The organism is Paenibacillus xylanilyticus (assembly GCF_047246825.1).
GTDB lineage: Bacteria > Bacillota > Bacilli > Paenibacillales > Paenibacillaceae > Paenibacillus > Paenibacillus xylanilyticus_B.
This window is the reverse complement of record NZ_JBFOLB010000008.1, coordinates 105,890-125,189: the sequence shown is the minus strand read 5'-3', so window position 1 is coordinate 125,189 and position 19,300 is coordinate 105,890. Positions and strand designations below refer to the sequence as shown.

Sequence of the window (19,300 nt, the reverse complement as noted above, 5' to 3'; positions counted from 1 at the left end):
CTTACTATTGAGATAAGGATGATGTATCTTGGGTCTTATTAAATTATTAAAAAAGCCCCTTCTATTAGTCCTCGCAATAAGTTTGATCTTATCTTCACCTCCAGCGATTTTCGCCGGAGGTGGTCCTGGAACTAAACCTATATTAGAAGCTTCACGAATAGAACCTTCTACCCCTGCAAAATCTCAAAAAAAAATTATTCCGTTAGAGGGTAAGGGAACAACTAATATTGGAATCTATATTTATCAATTAGATAATATGAAATGGAAAGTTGATGGAGAATGTAACGGTCAGGAGTTGTCAAACAACTCTTCTACAAACAAACCAAACTCTTCTACCGTATGCATTGATTTATCTTTAGAAGCTCCAAGTTATAGGCCTTCAGTTTATTATGATATAAATGATGAACCAATCTCTAACACAGAAATAGTCGAGAACTCCCTTTCACCAGAATACATGGATAATTCAAAGTACTATCAACCCGGACTACCTATTTTATTAGGTGTAGATTCCTTTAACAACAGAAGGGTTAAGTTTCAGATGCAAATAGGTGGAGCCATTGAGCCTACAGAATATAGACCTTATAATCCCCCTAAATACTCTGCAGACTATTTATTTAATACAGACTTATACTGGTACGGTAGAGCCGAGATCACCAAAGAAATCAATCTCACCGATGGCGGTCAACTCAGCATTAACCAATCAAAGCAATTAAATGCAACAGTCAAAACCAAAACCGGTGATGGAAGCTTTGGCGCTGAAACCAATGTGAACAGCGGAAATGGGAGAACGACCTGGACTTCCTCCAACCCCGGTGTTGCAACCATTAGTAATTCCGGATTAGTTCGAGCCATAAGCAGGGGTACTACAACCATCACCGTACTCTGGGAAAAAGACGACTTCCAACTAACAACATCTACAACGGTTGGCGTAGAAGAAGATCCCGGTGACGGTGGTGGCGGAGGAAACGGAGGCGGTGGTGGGGTCGGCTGTTCACCGACAATCGGTCCACCTTCTGCAGGAAACATCATGAGTATGAGCGACCTTGATCCAAATGCCAACGGTGTAATAAAGTCGGATAACAGAGGTAATGAGACATTTAATGTATTGAAAGGAATCCCTACTTCTGAGTCACTGTATACCAATGCATTTGCTGACAACTACCTGTTCAACCAGGCATGGGCGAAAATGTCGGGTAAAGTTACGTATGATTGCAATGTCACTCTCTCCTACGACAGGGAATGGACCGTGCCTGGTCCAGACATCTGTACCGAGGAAGGCTGCACGGATGGCCCTCCTGTTCCAGCCTATGATACGGTAACCAAACCGTACAATTTCCAAATTACACGTGACTACTCCTACTGGAAAATCAACAACCTTGAAGTGTACAAGATCGCAAAAGCGACCATGGAAAATTATGCTTTGCCAGGTGAGATGGTCACCATGACTCCATCTGGATATATACCACCGACCTTGGTATCCAAAAATGATGACAACGTGGAGAGTCATGTGAGGCCAGGGCAAACAACGTCCATATCTTATACCCCACCTAAATTGACAGGCGGGCTGAATTCACCTCCAGATGTGCCGGATGATACATCCATGTTGAAGGGAATGGCGGAGTCTAATACCCCTCAAGCAAAAGTAAATAATGACTCAGTCATATTCAACAACACCAAAATTATGGATGATGCAGAGGCGACCAAGGATGGACCTACGCCATCGAATATTCCTAACCCTACAACAATTGGTCAGGATGTTCTGTATAAACCAAACAACATGATCAGTCCAACGCTAATCAACAAGGAGAACACGCCAAGCTCCGGTACGATCTACTACGATCTGCTGCCCGGAAATGTGAATGGCGGAGCAAACAAAGAGTTGCCAATTAACGGCATCAACACCGTTACTGTGCACACCCCTGTTGTAAACTACGCCTTGGTATCGGATGACCAAGCACATAATCAGAAGACAGTTCCGGATCTAACCCGGTCAGCACTCATTCTGGAGCGTCCATTTATTGTGCGTATTCCAACCATCGGGCAGCATTTGGACGCAGCAAGTTACCCCGGTTATGGCAACCGGGACTACGCCAAATATTTTCGCATCAAACAAGTGCGGTTCCCGTTTGACGTCTATAACGCGGACAGGAGCCAATTTATTCCGGCCAATACCTGGGTGGACATCCCGGTAAACCAGTTGGACACTGGCTTTTATCTCCCGGTCTGGGTAGATGAGGGCAACTATGAGGTGGAGTTCCGCAACATCGCGGAGAATGCACCCTCTACCTTCACCGAACAGCAGGATGCCAACACCAACCTGGCCCACCATGTCGCTGCAGATACGGTTCCTGTCGAAGTTATCGGACGCCTGTATGATCTTCACGTCACCGATATTTCGGACTACAACTGGGAAAATGTTTTCCGCAAGCAGCCGGGCAGCCCAGAGCCAACGGGAGTAAGCTATTGGACAGGCCTCAACAGTATTGATGGCGACCCTCGAGGCAATCTGGCACCCTTCGTATTGCCCATTCGTCCAGGCAGTCATCCTTTACAGGGATTCAAAAATGCGGCTGTAAAAACCGGATATCATATCAAGTTTGACCTAAAAACAAAAGGCAATATGTTTGGCAAGCAGGATGGTGTACGGATTACGCCGACTTTTCATTTTGTGAGTGAAGACGGTACCTCCCGCCAGGAAGTGGACCTGTATTACCACAGGGGACAGGAAAGGTTTATTCGTATCGGATCTGCGCAGGATCTGGAGAAACGATTTGTTGTTCTGAACGCCCGTTTACGAAACGTCCCTGGTACAGAGCTGGGTGATACTGCCCGTTATCAATACACCTATGAATTGACAGAAGAGGAGCAGCGCCAGAGCACACTGGCAGAGTACATGATTCGTCTCGTCGATCAGACCTCTCACCAGAAAACGTGGGTGGGTCGCTATGATTGGATGATCCTGCCCTCCTCCATTCGTACATTGATCGGACCCAAAACCGACATTCCTCAGGGCGTAAATATGGACCGGGCCAATGCAGCCATCCAGCGTTGGTATGGCGAATACAGCCTGCCGGCCGATGTATATGCCGTGCCGAAGGGTACGGATCTGGAGCCGCTCGCGAGACAAAACCAGTTGGACGAAAAGTCCTCCGTGTTCCTGAGAAATGGTTATATCGTGGTCAACTTCAATATCGAAAGTCTGCGGAATGGTGAAACAGACGCGCCCCACCTGCAATACATTCACGCTCCTCTGATGAATCAGTGGCAGATGGAAGGTTTTCAGCGCAGTCCGGTTGATCATGAAGGCAACACCTGGCCCATTCAAGACGGAGATGTCGTCTTCTATCATGCTAATCGGTCCAGCCGAAACGATTTCCAATCTCAAGTGCCGCATTAAACTCATTGCATGGGCAGCAACACCTTAACATTGAACCTGGATGCTCCATACTTGCGTACGTTGTCGTACTACTCACCACAACCATCGAATCATCCATTCATAGAACGTTCTTATACAGTAAAAGGATTACTCCGAGAGTCATTGCCATGACCCGGAATAATCCTTTTTGTTCGCTTGCCTCTTTAGACACCTCAATACGCCAATGCGAGTCAGCGAGTGATCCCCTGAATCGCATACTCCCGCATCTTATCCTTGATCTCCCTTACCGATAACACCGAAGCCATCAGGCTACGCGTGTATGGATGATTGGCTGCATGGGCCAGCTGTGCACTTTCCAGGACCTCAACCACTTTGCCCTTATACATGACAGCAGTCCGATCACTAACCTGCTGTACCACGGCCAGATCATGCGATATGAAAATACATGATATGCCTGTCTCCTGGCGCAACTGCACCAACAGGTTCAGAATTTGCTGCTGAATGGAAACGTCGAGTGCCGAGGTGGCTTCATCAAATAGGATGATATCGGGCTGAATCCCAATCGCACGAGCAATAACCACTCTCTGCTGCTCTCCGCCACTGAGTTCATGTGGATGCTTGTCGGCAACAGCAGCAGGCAACTCTACCAGCTCTAGCAAGCGGTAAATCTCCTGCTTAGCCTGCCTGCGTTTGATCAGCTTATAATTTAATAACGGTTCGAGAATAAACGCTCCAATCTTCATGCGGGGATTGAAGATCGCCGAAGGTTCCTGAAAAACCATTTGGATCTGTTTGCGCTGCAGCCTTAAAGCCTCTCCCTTGATTGAGGTGATATCCTGCTGACGATAAATGATTTGTCCGGAGGTTGCTCTTTCCAGATGGGTCACACATTTGGCCAGTGTGCTCTTGCCACTACCACTCTCACCCACAATTCCAAGACATTCTCCCGGATACAGCTTCAAATGGACGGATTGCAGTGCAGGATTGACCGTCTGTCCCTTTGACTCATAGGTTTTACACAAATCCCTCAATTCCAGAATGGGCATCCTCTCATTTCCCATTAGCATCCCCCTCCAATTCGGGTACGGCATCGAGCAGTCTTCGGGTATACTCATGACGAGGATTGGTAATGATTTTTGACGTTTGTTCAAACTCAACCAATGACCCGTTCTGCATCACACCAATGTAATCTGCCATGTGGGCTGCAACGGCAATATTGTGCGTCACGATGATCATTCCTGTTCCTTGACGGGCCCGAAGATCGGTCAGACGTTTCATCACTTCAACCTGTGTGGTTACATCCAGCGCACTGGTCGGTTCATCGGCGAGCAGCAGTTCTGGTTCCATCGTTACCGCCATGGCAATCGCCGTTCGCTGCTTCATCCCCCCACTAAGCTGGCCGGGATACATGTTCATCATCCGATCGGGTTCATCCAGTCCCATCTGTGAGAGCATGTCCACCGCCATCGCATGGGCAGCCTTCTTCGATATATTAAAGTGTGTACGGATCGCCTCAATATACTGACTCCCTACTTTGCGGATTGGATTCAGATAAGCACCGCTATCCTGAAAAACCATCGCCATCCGCTTGCCACGTATATGGCTCCAGTCTCTTTGTGAATGGCTAAATATGGACTTCCCCTGAAAAACAATGTCTCCCCCCGCATATTGGCCACCGTCTGGCAGCATGCCGAGCAAAGCTCGAAGCAGCGTCGATTTGCCGCTTCCGCTTTCGCCAACAATTCCGACAATCTCCCCGGCATTCATGGCAAACGATACATTTTGCAGCGCGGGTGAGCCGCTCTTATACGTGACTGAAAGGCGATCTACACCCAGTAAGGCGCTCATTATTGCCCAACCTGGATATTTCGATCCAGGAGATAGAAGTCGATCGGATACATCGTCGCACCCTGCACCGCACTTTTGCTCACAATGTTAATCGGAGTATAGGTAATAAACATATATGCTGCATCATCCAAGATCATCTGCTGTGCTGCTGCAGCCAGTTCGTATCTTTTTTCCACATCAAATTCGGAATGAAGCTTCTGAATCACCACGTCGAGCTTCGGATTGCTGTATCCACCAATGTTCCACTCTGCCCCTGATTTGAAATAAAAGTCGAGAATATACTGGGGATCTCCGGTAATCCCCGTATTGATGCTGGTCAAGGCCAGATCGTAGTTTCCGCTTTTCTGATGATCGGTCAGATCCTCGTAGGAGGTCATCTCCAGGTTGACACCAATCTCCTTGAGCTGGGACTGCATCGCGGCAGCCACAATGGAATCAGATTCGTAAGCCGAGTTGAGAATCAACTGAAGCGTCATCTGTTGTCCGTCTTTTTCCCGAATACCGTCTCCGTCTGTATCCTTGAAACCCGCCTCATCCAGCAGCTGTTTGGCTGTCTCGGGTTCATAGTCAGATCCCTTGATCTGATCATAGCCAAAAGGCAGTGCGGAGGTGAACGGTCCTTTTGCCGCTTGACCACCTACCAGTGTATTTGCATACATCTCACGGTCAATGCCATAGGAAATTGCGCGGCGTACTTCCGGCTCACTCAGCAGCGGATTCTTAGTGTTGAACCAAACAAACTGGGTACGCAGGCTCGGAATTTCATCAATGGTGTACTGACTCTTGTCCTGGAACAATGCCAGACTGCTTCGTCCGACGTTGCTGGCTACGTCGATCTCACCCGATTGCAGAGCGAGTGCACGTGTGCTGTCATCCTTGATATATTTTAACGTAATGGTATCCACATCGGCTGCGCCGTCCCAGTATCCTTCATATTTTTTCACCTGAATCTCCTGATCCGGGGTATAGCCTGTTACCATGAATGGCCCGGTGGCGATGGGCTCGCTCTTGTATTTGGACGTATCTGCACTCGTATCCACGATCACAAACAAGGGTTCAGCAATATTGCCGAGCAGGGATGCGTAAGGCTCTGTTGTTGTAATAGTCAGATCCTGACCTTCAGCCGTCATGGAAGCTACCGGCAAGGTCGACTGTCCTCTCTCGTTTAACTCGATGGAACGTTCAATGGACTTTTTGACCGCATCTGCGGTGACCTTGTTGCCATTATGGAACGTTACACCGTCCCGGATATGAAAATGCCATGTCGTATCATCGATACGATCCCAGCTATCCGCAATTTTTGGTACCAACTTCATATTCTCATCGAATTGAATCAGCGTCTCTCCAATGGCTGCCCGTGTAAGGGTCCAGCCATTCCACTCTTCTGCCGGATCCAGATTGCTGCCGAGCCAGAACAGGGCTACATTTAGATGAGTTGGTGTACCAGCACTGCTATTATTCGCCTCAGCCGCCTTTTCGCCCGAAGATGATGAGGTGGAAGTACTTGTTGTAGTTTGGCCACAAGCTGCGATAATGCATAGAACCAATAATGACAGTACGGTAAGCGGTAGCGTTTTTCCATATCTCGAATTCATTTCCGTTCCTCCTGTTAAGCCGCCTTTTTCTTGGGGTCCATCACATCTCTCAGACTGTCTCCCAGCAAATTAAAAATGATAACTGTGCAGAATATCGCCAGTCCCGGATAAATCAACAGCCATGGGGCCGTCTGCAAATATCTTCTGCCTTCATTCAGCATCGCCCCCCACTCCGGTTCAGGTGGCTGGGCACCCAATCCCAGAAACGACAGGCCCGAGATGGACAGCATCATGCCGCCCACATCCATCATTGCCATGACAATGAGGGGAGACAGCATGTTGGGCAGGATTGTTTTTGTGATGATCTGAATCTGCTTCGCACCACTAAATGCCGCAGCAGCAACATATTCCTTTTGCCAAAGTGAGATCACCAGACTTCTTGCCAGTCGTGCATACTTCGCCCACCAGACAACCGCAAGAGCGATAACCGTATTAAATAATCCCGGTCCCAGCATCCCTACTATCGCAATGGCGAAGATTAATCCCGGAAAGGCCATCAGCGTATCGGATAGCCGCATCAGAATTGTGTCGATCAGACCGCGAGCGAAACCCGCAATCACACCAATTGTCACGCCGAGCACAAATACAATACCGATCATCATAAACGTAAGCAGAAGCGAAGTCCGTGCTCCGTATAGGAGACGGGATAACACGCAGCGTCCAAGCTGATCGGTTCCAAGCGGGTATTCGGCGCTGGCTGGCTGCAGTACCTTGGCAAAGTTCGTTGCCAGTGGATCATGCGGGGCAAGCAGCGGCGCAATCATCGCGAGAATAACCCAGAGGATGGTCAACGAGAACAGGAACGCAAACCAGCGGTGTTGTGTCCAAACAAGTCTGAATTCTCTCATCTATATATCCACGTCCAGTCGGATCCGCGGATCATGCAGATGTGTCCACAGATCAACGATCAGATTCAGCAATACATAGATCGTTGCCATCCAGATGACGTAACCCTGAATCAGGGGATAGTCCCTTGTAAATATGGCATCGACCGCCATCTGCCCAACCCCGGGCCACACAAATAAACTTTCCACAATGGCCGCCCCTCCGAGCAGAGCTCCTGTGGACATACCCATGAGCGTAACGATCGGCAGCAATATATTAGGTAAAATATGATGCATCATGATCACTCTCTCCTTCACACCCCTGGCTCTTGCCCCCGTTACATAGCTCTGGGACATCTCTTCCAGAATCACGGTACGGATCTGCCTGATATACTGGGCGATCAGAGGCAAAGCCAGTGTGCATGCCGGCAGAATCAAGCTGTTCCATCCCGAACTTCCCATTACGGGCAGCAGCTTTAAATGTACGCCAAACACCAACATGAGCAGCATCCCCAGCCAGAAGCTGGGCATGGATAATCCGGCAAATGAAAACAAACGAATGACGTAATCCAGCGCTTTATTTCTGTAGACTGCCGACATAATACCCAGCGGAAATGAAATCAGAATAACCAGAAGCAGGGCACTTCCCGTTAGCCGAAGTGTAGCCGGAAGCCTGGACAACAGGATGTCGAGCACGGGTCTGTCGTATTTGTAGGACGTTCCGAAATCCCCGGTAAACACCTGCCCCAGCCAGGTTCCATAGCGTATCCAAAACGGTTGGTCCAACCCAAGCTGAACGCGTACCTGCTGAACCAATTCGTCGGACGGAGTGATCCCCGTGGACATGAGCATGAGCCTTGCCGGGTCCCCTGGAGACAGGTAGGTCAGCAGAAACGTCAAAAACGTAATGCCGAATAACACGGCTGCCAGTTGAATGAATCTTTTAACAATGTATCTACTCACATGTCTGACGCCCTCTCCCCAATCTCCATCAATACACAGTGACTTGTCCTTGCATATCAAAAAAGACGTCTCTCTCCGTATTACCGGAAAAGGACGTCTTAAATAAACAGATTTTCAGAAAAATCATGCTCTCTCTAAACACCTTCCTATCTCCCGTAGGGTACTACTGTGTTGTTAAACTAGGCAGGTCTCCTGGCTCCAGAATCCTCATCATTGCAGCACCTTCCCGGCATAAACCAGTGGCATAACGTCTGCTTGACTCCTCTGTTACAGTGGCGGGACCGCGCCGGTATCACACCGGACTTCCCTATTAAGCTTCTACCCGAGGGCAAAGCACCTAGTTCCACATATTCAATTGAATTGCATTCTGTACCAGTATAGCTGGCTCACGGATAATGATCAAAACTTTTTATTCAAATTTGAAACAGCTCTGCAGGCTAACCTCGTTCTCTTGATCCCTTGGGGGACACTCCTGTCACTCGCTTGAACATCTTAGAAAATAACAGCGGATCGGTATATCCCACGGAGTGGGCAACCTCGCTTACCGAAAGCGTTGAGCTCTGCAGCAGTTCTGCCGCACGATTCATCCGGTATTCGAGAAAGAATGCCTGAAGTGACTTCCCGTACTTCTCCTTAAAAAGACCGGACAGATACGTACGATCCAAGCGCACGGACTGCGCAATATCAAGGATCGAAGTCTTTTGGCTGTACCTGTTCTCCATGAACTGGACGGCTTGTCTTATGTATTCATCCTTGGTGGACAGGGGACGCCGTGTCTTCTCTTCTTCAGGTGAGGAGGATATCAGTTCGGCAATTAACCGGTATAACAGACTCTGGCTAAATACATCTCCGCCATTGCGTGATGAGGCCTGGGTCATGTCTGCATACAAACCATCTATTACCTTAGGATCTCTGGCATCAAATACAGGATGTGACGGACTCAGTTTTGCCCGCTGCATGAATGTCTTGGCATGGACGCCCTTAAACCCGAACCAGGAGTACGTCCATGGCTCCTTCGCATCGGCCTCATAATGGATAATGGTATCCGGGAGAATGACGAAGCCCTGACCCTGGGTCAGCCGGTATTCCTTATCCTCCATATGAACCGTTCCCCATCCCTCATGAATGTAATGAACCACATAGGAATCTCGCACCCCTGGACCCCAATAATGAGAAGGATCGCAGGCTTGCCAACCGAAAAACAACAGCACCAGCTCCATCTGCGTCCAGTCCATAGGCAGCACATTAAACTCAATCGGTGTCATCCTTCCACTCCTTCCCTTCACCCGTATCTATTTTCTCACTTTAAATTATAACAGGTGAACCAGGGAAATATCAGCTGAAAGCGGGATCATAAATGGGATTATGCCATGTTTGAGAGAGGTTGAACCATAGTTATATATGCCGGATCGGCCTATAGTTGGGGTACACCATTATTCAGGGAGGCTGAACTTGAGATGAACAAAATTACGTTTCTCGGTGCGGGCAGCACCGTTTTTGTTAAAAATGTATTGGGTGACGTCATGATGACCGAAGCACTGCAGGATTTTGAATTGGCCTTGTATGATATCGATGCCGAGCGGTTGAATGATTCGGAGCGACTGCTGACCAGTATGGGGCGTTCCCTCGGAAGCCGTTGTGCTGTAAAAAAATATACGGACCGCAAAGAAGCGCTGCGCGGTGCCAAATATGTCATTAACGCGATTCAAGTGGGCGGATATGATCCGTGTACAATCACGGACTTTGAAATTCCGAAGAAATACGGACTGCGTCAGACGATTGCCGATACACTCGGCATTGGCGGAATCTTCCGCAATTTGCGTACCATTCCAGTCATGCTCGATTTTGCCCGGGACATGCAGGAAGTGTGCCCTGACGCCTGGTTCCTGAACTACACCAATCCCATGGCCGTACTGACCAATGTCATGAACGTTCATGGAGGAATTAAAACGGTAGGTCTGTGCCATAGTGTGCAGGTATGTGTGCCCCATCTGTTTGAGGCGCTGGGCATGGATCAGACAGGCGTAGTTGCAAAAGTTGCAGGCATCAACCATATGGCTTGGCTGCTGGAAGTGACTAAGGATGGCCAGGACCTGTATCCAGAGATTAAACGCCTGGCGAGGGAAAAGCAGAAGGAGCAGCATCATGATATGGTGCGTTTTGAGCTGATGAATCGTTTTGGATACTACGTAACAGAGTCTTCCGAGCACAATGCCGAGTATCATCCATACTTTATCAAACGTAACTATCCGGAATTGATCGAACGCTTCAACATCCCGCTGGATGAGTATCCGCGCCGCTGCGTGAACCAGATTGAAGGATGGAAGGAAATGCGCGAGAAGCTGTTTGCCAGTGAAAATATTGAACATACTCGCAGCCGTGAGTACGCTTCGCACATCATGGAAGCGATGGAAACGGACCGTCCGTACAAAATCGGCGGAAATGTAATGAATACCGGACTGATCACTAACCTGCCTCGTGAGGCCTGTGTTGAAGTTCCATGTCTCGTCGACGGATCCGGGATTAGCCCAACCTACATCGGCGACCTGCCTCCGCAGCTGGCGGCACTGAACCGCACCAATATTAACACCCAGCTGCTGACCATTGAAGCGGCCATGACGGGCAAAAAAGAACATATCTATCATGCAGCCATGCTGGATCCGCATACCGCTGCCGAACTGTCCATCGATGATATCGTCGCCATGTGTGATGAACTGATCGAGGCCCATGGCGACTGGTTGCCGAAATACACATCCTAGTGCCTAAGAAGTTATGATCCGCTTGATGATCAGGAAAGCGCCGAAGTCCTCTGTAATCCCAGGAGGCTCCGGCGCTTTTTTGAATGTACCTTATTGCTATACAATCTAATCCTGAAGCAAAAAGCGATAGCCAATCCCCGGCTCAGTCTGGATAAAACGTGGCTGCGTAGGATCTTCCTTTAATTTTTTGCGCAGGTGACCCACATAGACCCGCAGATAATGACTATCCGATTCGTGATGATGCCCTCCCCACACCTGCTGCAGCAGCTGGCGTTGGGTAATGATTTTTCCGGCGTTGGAAGCAAGAACCTTGAGCATGTCGTATTCCGTTGGTGTTAATTTGATCGGCAAACCGTCCAGCTCCACCTGCCTTTGCGCCAGATCCATGGTGAGGGACCCAAAACGAAGTACAGGTTCATCCGTTGTTCTGGCCACGTGGCGGAGTGCAACCCGAATTCGGGCAACCAGTTCTCCCATGCCAAACGGCTTGGTTACATAATCATCGGCTCCGCCGTCAAGCGCAGCAATTTTGTCTTCCTCGCGTTCCTTCGCGGTCAGTACAATAATGGGCACCTGGGACCACTCGCGGACACGGCGCAGCACATCCATCCCGGACATTCCAGGCAGACCCAGATCAAGAACGATCAGATCCGGATGAACGATACTGGCCTGAACGACAGCCTCTTCCCCGTCTCCACATTCGTGAATTTCGAATTGATGTGCCTGCAGAGTCACCTTCAACAGTTTGCGGATCTGTGGTTCATCATCTATAACCAGTATGCGTGCGCCTTGCGGTGACGTCATGTTACTCAACCTCTCCTTGTTCCATATAGGGAAATAATGCATCAGGCACTTCCATCGGTAAACAGATGCTTACTCTTGTTCCGCCTCCTGAATTAGGCTCTGTTCCAATCGTTCCTCCGTGGACTTCAACGATTCCTTTGCATATGGCCAGTCCCAGCCCTGTGCCTGTGACATGCCGGGAGGATTCCGATCGGTAAAACTTCTCAAATATCCGTTCCTTGTCGATATCAGGGATACCCATACCTGCATCGGCCACCACGATGGTCAGCTTGGCATTGTTCTCATCTACCTTAACGCTAATTACAATCTCGCTATAATCAGGAGAGTATTTAATGGCATTGCTGACGACATTGACCAGTACCTGCTCCAGCAGCACTTCATCACCACATATAAATGACGGTTGTTCAGGCAAATCCACACGAATGGCGCGGTTCTTGCTGAATTCCCGAACCTGCATCAATACCACACTGATCATGTCTCCCACGTCACACCATTTCCTTCGCAGCTGCAGCATGCCGCTCTCCAGTTTCACCATGCCCAGCAGATTGGTCACCAGCCGGTTCATGCGCATGGCACCATCCCGAATGTTGCCCGTTAACTCTTTCCGATCCTCGGGAGTAAAAATGGCGTCATTTTCAATCAATCCTGTAGCAGATCCGATAATGGCAGTTAAGGGTGTTCGCAGTTCATGAGACACGGAGTCCAGCAAGGCTGTGCGAATCCGCTCAGATTCAGCCGTTAGCTGTGCAAGCCTCGCTTCCTCCGCGAGTTTGACACGAGCAATCGCACTGGCAGCCAGTCCTCCACAAGCCTCCAGCAATTGCACTTGTTCCCGCTGTTCCCGGACATCACCGGTTTCCATACGGACTGCAAGCACACCGTGAATCTGGTTTTCCGTACGCAAGGGCACGTATAGACCAGATGATTCCCGCAAGCTGGAAGACCCTCTTCCAGCAGTTTCTCCATTTCTATATACCCACTTGGCAATCGCGATTTCCGACTCCTCTTCACCCCAGCTAGCGGTAACATGATTCTCAGCGGATGTCGTTATCGTCAGTTCACCATGAGCATCCGGCAAATATACCGCAGCCTCGGTATCAAGTGTGTATGATACCTGTCTTGCAATATGGTTCACCAGGGTTTCCAGATCGGTGACGGCCGTCATCTGGCGGCTTAGCGCATACAATGAATTCGTTGTGGCTTCGCGCTGCCTGACCATCTCCAACTGCTGCCGCAAACGGCTGGAAAGTGTCGCGGTTAACACGGCTACTGCCAAATACACCACAAAAGAAAAAATATATCGCAGATCCGCAACGGTAAAACTGAGATTCGGAGGCACAAAAAAGAAGTCAAACATCAGAACACTCAGACTTGCTGCGTAGATTGCAGGTCCAAGCCCCCAGAAGACGGCACTCACCAGAATGGGAAACAGGTAAATGAGTGAGACGTTAACCAGATCATTACTCATGCCGATGACATGAAGCAGTGGGGTTAACAAGGTAATGCCAATGGTGACCCATATATATTTGGGAACCCGGTGTACAAGGGTTAATCCCTCTTTCCCCTTAATTCGTTCAGACACCGTACTTTTCACATCCTGTTCGGATCATAATCGTAATCTGCAACTATCAATACATCCATATGTCTGGACAACTGAACCAGCCGATGGACCACCGACCCGGCACCCCGATAGCCATTCAGCCACCAAAGCCTTTTCGCTTGACCAACCACCAGCTGTGTTGCCTTCGCTTCCGCTGCCTTGCTTGTCAGAATGAGCGGTACTTCGCTCAGTCTCTGACTGTGATGAATATGAAATTGGCCGCCCAGCCTCTCAGTTAACTGTTTCAGTGCTTCCAGCTGACACTTTACTTCATGACTCATGGCCCTGCCTACATGGACATGATGTACATGCCAAACGGCCTTCAACCGATAGGCGGTGCGGAATCCGCGGCGAATTAGCCGCTCCGCTTGTTTGTCACTGCTTACACAGACAAAGACTGCTTCCTGTCTCCGCCAAGGACCCCGGAGTGCACTTTTGCGTTCCTGCGCTTCCAACCGCTCATCCACATCGTCGGCCAGTTCCCGCAGGGCAAGCTCCCGCAATGCAATCAGATTACCGATGCGAAAGAAATTCGCAAGGGCCTGCTCCACCTTGGCTGCTGCATAGATTTTACCCTCCCGCATGCGCTGCCGCAAGGCCTGTGGAGCGACATCGATCAACTGTACCTCGTCCGCCATCTGCAGAATCTGATCGGGCACCGTTTCCCGGACCCGAATGCCCGTAATATGCTCCACGGCATCGTTCAGGCTTTCAAGATGCTGCACGTTGACCGTCGTAATTACCGAGATGCCTGCATCCAGCAGCTGCAGCACATCTTCGTAGCGTTTTTGGTGTATACTTCCGGGCACATTGGTATGTGCTAGTTCATCCACCAGTACCACTTCCGGACATAGATGAAGAATAGCCTGCGTATCCATCTCCTCCAGAGCTACTCCCTGATAGGTCCGACTCATGCGTGGAATAACGGATAGCTGCCCAATCTGTTCCAACGTCCCGGCCCGATTGTGCGTCTCCAGCAAGCCGATCCGGACATCGATGCCTTTACGGAGCAGATCATTTCCTTCCCGCAGCATCATATAGGTTTTACCTACGCCGGGGGCTGCGCCGATGTACACTTTGAATTGGCCACGCCGAATTTGGCCGATCTGTTTTTTCATTTCCTGTTCACTTAATCTTCGATAGGTTGTGCTCCGGGTATCCGGCATTTTTGCCGGAAGCACCCGTTCACCATCCAGCTCGGTCCGATCTGCCAGCAGGAACAGGTCGACCCCCTGCAATCTGTGCAGGAGCGAATTGATGACAGAACCTTGCCATAGCTCCTGCCAGCGGGTATGCCGCGAGTGCCCCATTACAATACGGGTAATCTGGTGCTGAGCTGCATAACGCGCCAGAGTCGATGGTATATTGCGACGATGTGTGACCGGCAGTTCCTTGAATGCTCCTCCGAACTTCTCCACCAGCTTGATCATGTTACGGCGAAAAACAGCAGCCTCCTTGGTTAGCACCTGCTTCCTGTCGCGAAAAGTCACCACGCATAAATCCCCATTCAGTCTCTTGGCAATCTGTTGTCCCCGCCGAATGTAGATGGATCCGTTCCAGTGATATTGGGTCGATACCAGAACCCGTTCCATGATGCCTGTTGTCTTGGTGATCCCCATCTCTTCCCGGTGTTCACGAAGTGATTCATTGACCCCTTCGGCAACCAGTTTTAGTGCCAGTTCCCGTAAAATGCCCAAGTTACCTTGCCTGAACACAGCTTCTCCCTCGTGACCTTTCAGATGCCCTTCAGCAAGCCGAGTCAACACCGTTTCCGGTGTGACATCGATCAGCTTCACTTCATCCGCCAATTCAAGGGTACCCGCAGGAACTGTATGCTCAGCCGCAATGCCCGTGAGTTTGCGAGCCAGTTGGGTATAACCCTCCAGCTCATAGACATTCACCGTGGTGATCACGCTGATATTGTGTTGCAGCAAATACTGAATATCCTCCAGCCTGGTCGCATGAAGTGCCCCCTCCCGGTTTCTATGCGCCAGCCCATCGACCAGCACCACTTCCGGGTTACGCTCCAGCAGGGCTTCCAGATTCAAATCCTTCATCTCCATGCCATCTCTCTGCCGGCGCCAATGGATACTCGGAATTCGTTCCAGCTCACCAAGCTGTTCCACAGTCTCGGGTCTCTGCATGGTCGACACAGCGCAGATGACCACGTCAATGCCTTGCTGGCACAGCGTGTTTCCTTCTCTTAACATATGATATGTCTTACCAGAGCCGCTGACCGGACCGATATAGATGGTGAGCGTACCCTGCTGCAGCTTCGTAATCATCCTCAGAATGTCCTCCGGCGATTTGCGCTTGAAGCCGTCACCCATTCGCTTATTCCCCCTTCCCATGCATTGGATCAAAAATGGAGAAAGCCCCCTCCGAAACCCGGAAGAAGGCCAAGTATAGTTGAAGGACAGTATTCACATTTACATCGCTGCATTTTGATTATGAAATAGGGCTCTGACCCTGTGGCTATATTTAATACCAGTTCAATGTCGTAATCACCTTGAGGTCAGGCCCGTTCCCGCAGTTATTCCAGCTCTGCTGCCAGCGCCAGATTCAGCGCAGTCACGTTCACACGCGGCTCACCGAATATGCCGAGTTGGCGCCCCTGAATGTGAGCTTCCACCAGCTTCGAGAGCTGCTGCTCACTAAGGCCGGTTGCCTGGCTAATCCGCGGGATCTGCGCCTTGGCTGCTTCTGGCGAAAGGTCCGGATCGAGACCTGACCCTGATCCGGTCACCAGATCCGCAGGAATTTGCTGCAATGCCGGATTTTCCTGTCTGAGCTGGGCCGCCTTCTCTGTTATCTCGCCAATATACTCCTCCGAGGCGACGGCCCGATTGGAGCCTGCCGATGCAGTTGGATCATAACCTGCGCTTGATGCCCGAGGCTGGAACATGGCCGGCGATGTCACTTCCTGTGCCAGCAGCGATGAACCGATGACTTTCCCATTTTGCGTAATCAGGCTGCCCCCAGCCTCGGCTGGAAAGAGCAGCTGCGCCGCTGCAGTCGTCACCAGCGGATACACCACGCCGCAGAGCAGCATAAGGACAACGGATAAGCGGATGGCAGGCAGTATTGTTTTCATATCAGTCACATCCTGAATTCGTTATTGGTAAATTTGAATCAATTTCTTACACTAGCGCACTGCGCGGTCAGAACAACCTTCCGATCGCTGTTACCCCCAGATTTTTTGATCACAATTCCCAAGGTGAAAATATGGGGATAAAGGCGAACGCTTCGCTTCTCCAGGTTTTTTCTGCCCTCTCCGTTATCGTGTAAAAGGGAATTCCAATTTGTATGGGTTAGTATCACACCAGATGAAGCCCCGAAAGGATCAGGTCAATCAGCTTGATCCCGATAAACGGCACAATCACGCCACCCACGCCATAGATCAACACATTACGTCCGAGCAGCCGCTCGGCTGACATGGCCCGGTACTTCACACCCTTCATGGCAATTGGAATCAGCAGCGGAATAATGATTGCGTTAAAAATAAGTGCCGACAGAATGGCCGATTGCGGTGACGCCAGATTCATAATATTCAGTGCCTGGAGCTGCGGCATGGCTACTATAAACATGGCCGGGATAATGGCGAAGTATTTCGCAATGTCATTAGATATCGAAAAGGTGGTCAGCGCGCCGCGTGTAATCAGCAGCTGCTTCCCAATGGAGACCACCGACAGCAGCTTGGTTGGGTCGGAGTCCAGGTCAATCATGTTGGCCGCTTCCTTGGCCGCCATGGTACCCGAATTCATCGCAAGGCCCACATCGGCCTGCGCCAGGGCAGGCGCATCATTGGTACCGTCGCCAGTCATGGCGACGAGCTTGCCCGCCTGCTGCTCTTTTTTGATCGCAGTAATCTTGTCTTCCGGCTTCGCTTCAGCAATAAAGTCATCCACGCCCGCTTCCAGCGCAATCGTAGCCGCCGTAAGTGGGTTGTCACCTGTACACATGATCGTTTTGATGCCCATGGATCGCATTTCAGCGAATTTTTCCTTCAGACCGGGCTTCACCGTATCCTTCAGATAGATTACACCGTAAATCCGGTCATCGATCGCAACGGCAAGCGGTGTCCCCCCAGCCTTGGCAATGCGATTAGCGATGTCATCCAGATCGGCCGGAATTCGCCCACTCCGTGAGACAATATGGCGCTTGATGGCATCCACTGCACCCTTCCGGATCTGTGTTCCGCTGCCGAGGTTGAGACCGGACATCCGAGTCTCGGCTGTAAACTCCACATTTTCCGCACCTGCATACTCCTGCTCCATCCAGCTCTCACCCTGCTTGCCAGCAAGCTCCACCACGGAGCGCCCTTCCGGTGTCTCGTCTCGCACCGAAGCCTGCAGCGCCGCCCGTGTCATCTCCTGCACAGTCACACCCTGAACGGGGACAAACTCGGATGCCATGCGGTTCCCGTACGTAATCGTTCCGGTTTTGTCGAGAATTAATGTATCAATATCCCCTGCTGCTTCCACTGCTTTCCCTGACATGGCGAGTACGTTGAACTGAGTGACCCGGTCCATCCCCGCAATCCCAATGGCAGACAGCAGTCCGCCAATCGTTGTCGGAATCAGACAAACCAGCAATGCAATCAGTGTAGCGAGATCAAGTTGTATTCCGAGATAATTTGCCATCGGAACCATCGTCAGAATGACAATCAGGAAGATCAGGGTCAACACGGCCAGCAGGGTGGTCAGCGCAATTTCATTCGGTGTCTTCTGACGCTGTGCACCCTCAACCAGAGAGATCATTCGGTCCAGAAAGGATTCTCCCGGATCGGTCTGCACACGGATGACGATGTAATCGGAAGTGACCCGCGTGCCTCCCGTAACGGAAGAGAAATCACCGCCAGCTTCCTTAATGACGGGAGCAGACTCACCTGTGATGGCCGATTCATCGATGGAGGCCAACCCTTCGATAATCTCACCGTCCGTGGGAATCAGTTCTCCCGCTTCCACACGGACGATATCACCTTTTTTTAATTGGGCCCCGGATACTTGCTTGGTCGTTCCATCCTTCTGAACCAGCCTTGCAGTCGTATCCGATTTTGTCTTGCGCAGCGTATCTGCCTGGGCTCTGCCTCGTCCTTCAGCCAGCGCCTCGGCGAAATTCGCAAACAGCAAGGTAAACAACAAAATGAGAAACACCGCAATGTTGTATCCCCGACCCGCTTCCGATGCAACAAAAAGATCCGGATTGATACATAACAGCAATGTGATGAACGTACCGATTTCCACGATAAACATCACGGGATTTTTGATCATGACCACCGGATTAAGCTTCTTGAAGGCCTCCAGAGAGGCCTGACGCACGATATCCCCGCTTATTGTCCTCTTGGGTTGACGACGATGATGTTGGGGAGCACTGTCCTTTCCCGCACCCTTGCCAGTTGGTTTAAACGTTCCCTGATCTATTCCTTCCACCCTATGTTCCTGCTTTCGCTCTATCGCTGCCATTAACTTCGTGCACCTCCATGCTTGACGTCCTTCCTATACTCTCCATAACCTCTCCACACGCGGCCC

At 50.3% G+C, this 19,300-nt stretch carries 13 protein-coding genes and 1 riboswitch; of the genes, 2 read left to right on the top strand and 11 right to left on the bottom strand.

The window, feature by feature from the left end:
- Positions 1 to 538 precede the first annotated feature (538 nt).
- On the top strand, positions 539 to 3,397 hold the full coding sequence (locus AB3N00_RS28005; RefSeq protein ID WP_413037448.1) for a DUF5704 domain-containing protein: 2,859 nt from the start codon (positions 539 to 541) through the stop codon (positions 3,395 to 3,397).
- A gap of 209 nt (positions 3,398 to 3,606) precedes the next feature.
- On the opposite strand, the gene AB3N00_RS28000 is transcribed toward AB3N00_RS28005, so the two are convergent.
- The 6 genes from AB3N00_RS28000 to AB3N00_RS27975 all read right to left on the bottom strand — a co-directional run bounded on the left by AB3N00_RS28000 (position 3,607) and on the right by AB3N00_RS27975 (position 9,871).
- Entirely contained in the window at positions 3,607 to 4,437 is an 831-nt protein-coding gene (locus tag AB3N00_RS28000) for an ABC transporter ATP-binding protein (RefSeq protein ID WP_413037447.1), read from the bottom strand.
- Positions 4,427 to 5,224: an ABC transporter ATP-binding protein gene (locus tag AB3N00_RS27995; protein WP_413037446.1), complete on the bottom strand. Its 798-nt coding sequence runs from the start codon at positions 5,222 to 5,224 to the stop codon at positions 4,427 to 4,429. Before AB3N00_RS27995 ends, AB3N00_RS28000 begins: the two co-directional genes overlap by 11 nt.
- Positions 5,224 to 6,819 carry an ABC transporter substrate-binding protein gene (locus AB3N00_RS27990; protein ID WP_413037445.1) on the bottom strand — a complete coding sequence of 532 codons (1,596 nt, stop codon included), beginning with the start codon at positions 6,817 to 6,819 and terminating at the stop codon, positions 5,224 to 5,226. The genes AB3N00_RS27995 and AB3N00_RS27990 overlap by 1 nt, the downstream gene beginning before the upstream one ends.
- Positions 6,820 to 6,833: 14 nt before the next feature.
- Entirely contained in the window at positions 6,834 to 7,667 is an 834-nt protein-coding gene (gene nikC / locus AB3N00_RS27985) for a nickel transporter permease (RefSeq protein WP_413037444.1), read from the bottom strand.
- The gene (gene nikB, locus AB3N00_RS27980; RefSeq protein ID WP_413037443.1) at positions 7,668 to 8,606 is read right to left on the bottom strand and encodes a nickel ABC transporter permease; all 939 of its coding nucleotides are present in this window, start codon (positions 8,604 to 8,606) and stop codon (positions 7,668 to 7,670) included.
- Positions 8,607 to 8,770: 164 nt separating this feature from the next.
- A riboswitch (cobalamin riboswitch) is annotated at positions 8,771 to 8,962 on the bottom strand.
- 81 nt (positions 8,963 to 9,043) lie between these two features.
- Positions 9,044 to 9,871, bottom strand: a complete 828-nt coding sequence (locus tag AB3N00_RS27975) for an AraC family ligand binding domain-containing protein (protein WP_413037442.1) — start codon at positions 9,869 to 9,871, stop codon at positions 9,044 to 9,046.
- 192 nt (positions 9,872 to 10,063) lie between these two features.
- Here AB3N00_RS27975 and AB3N00_RS27970 point away from each other — a divergent pair, with 192 nt between their 5' ends.
- The gene (locus tag AB3N00_RS27970) at positions 10,064 to 11,365 is read left to right on the top strand and encodes an alpha-glucosidase/alpha-galactosidase (RefSeq protein WP_413037441.1); all 1,302 of its coding nucleotides are present in this window, start codon (positions 10,064 to 10,066) and stop codon (positions 11,363 to 11,365) included.
- A 105-nt stretch (positions 11,366 to 11,470) separates the two neighbouring features.
- Here the strand turns inward: AB3N00_RS27970 and AB3N00_RS27965 are convergent, their stop codons facing one another.
- The 5 genes from AB3N00_RS27965 to kdpB form a co-directional block, all read right to left on the bottom strand.
- Entirely contained in the window at positions 11,471 to 12,169 is a 699-nt protein-coding gene (locus tag AB3N00_RS27965) for a response regulator (RefSeq protein ID WP_413037440.1), read from the bottom strand.
- 1 nt (position 12,170) lies between these two features.
- Positions 12,171 to 13,751, bottom strand: a complete 1,581-nt coding sequence (locus AB3N00_RS27960; protein ID WP_413037439.1) for an ATP-binding protein — start codon at positions 13,749 to 13,751, stop codon at positions 12,171 to 12,173.
- Positions 13,752 to 13,759: 8 nt separating this feature from the next.
- The gene (locus AB3N00_RS27955) at positions 13,760 to 16,099 is read right to left on the bottom strand and encodes a histidine kinase (RefSeq protein WP_413037438.1); all 2,340 of its coding nucleotides are present in this window, start codon (positions 16,097 to 16,099) and stop codon (positions 13,760 to 13,762) included.
- 203 nt (positions 16,100 to 16,302) lie between these two features.
- Complete coding sequence (kdpC, locus tag AB3N00_RS27950) at positions 16,303 to 16,863, bottom strand: potassium-transporting ATPase subunit KdpC (RefSeq protein ID WP_413037437.1); 561 nt, start codon at positions 16,861 to 16,863, stop codon at positions 16,303 to 16,305.
- 223 nt (positions 16,864 to 17,086) lie between these two features.
- Positions 17,087 to 19,234, bottom strand: coding sequence for a potassium-transporting ATPase subunit KdpB (kdpB, locus tag AB3N00_RS27945; protein WP_413037436.1), 2,148 nt, complete (start codon positions 19,232 to 19,234; stop codon positions 17,087 to 17,089).
- Between the last annotated feature and the right edge of the window lie 66 nt (positions 19,235 to 19,300).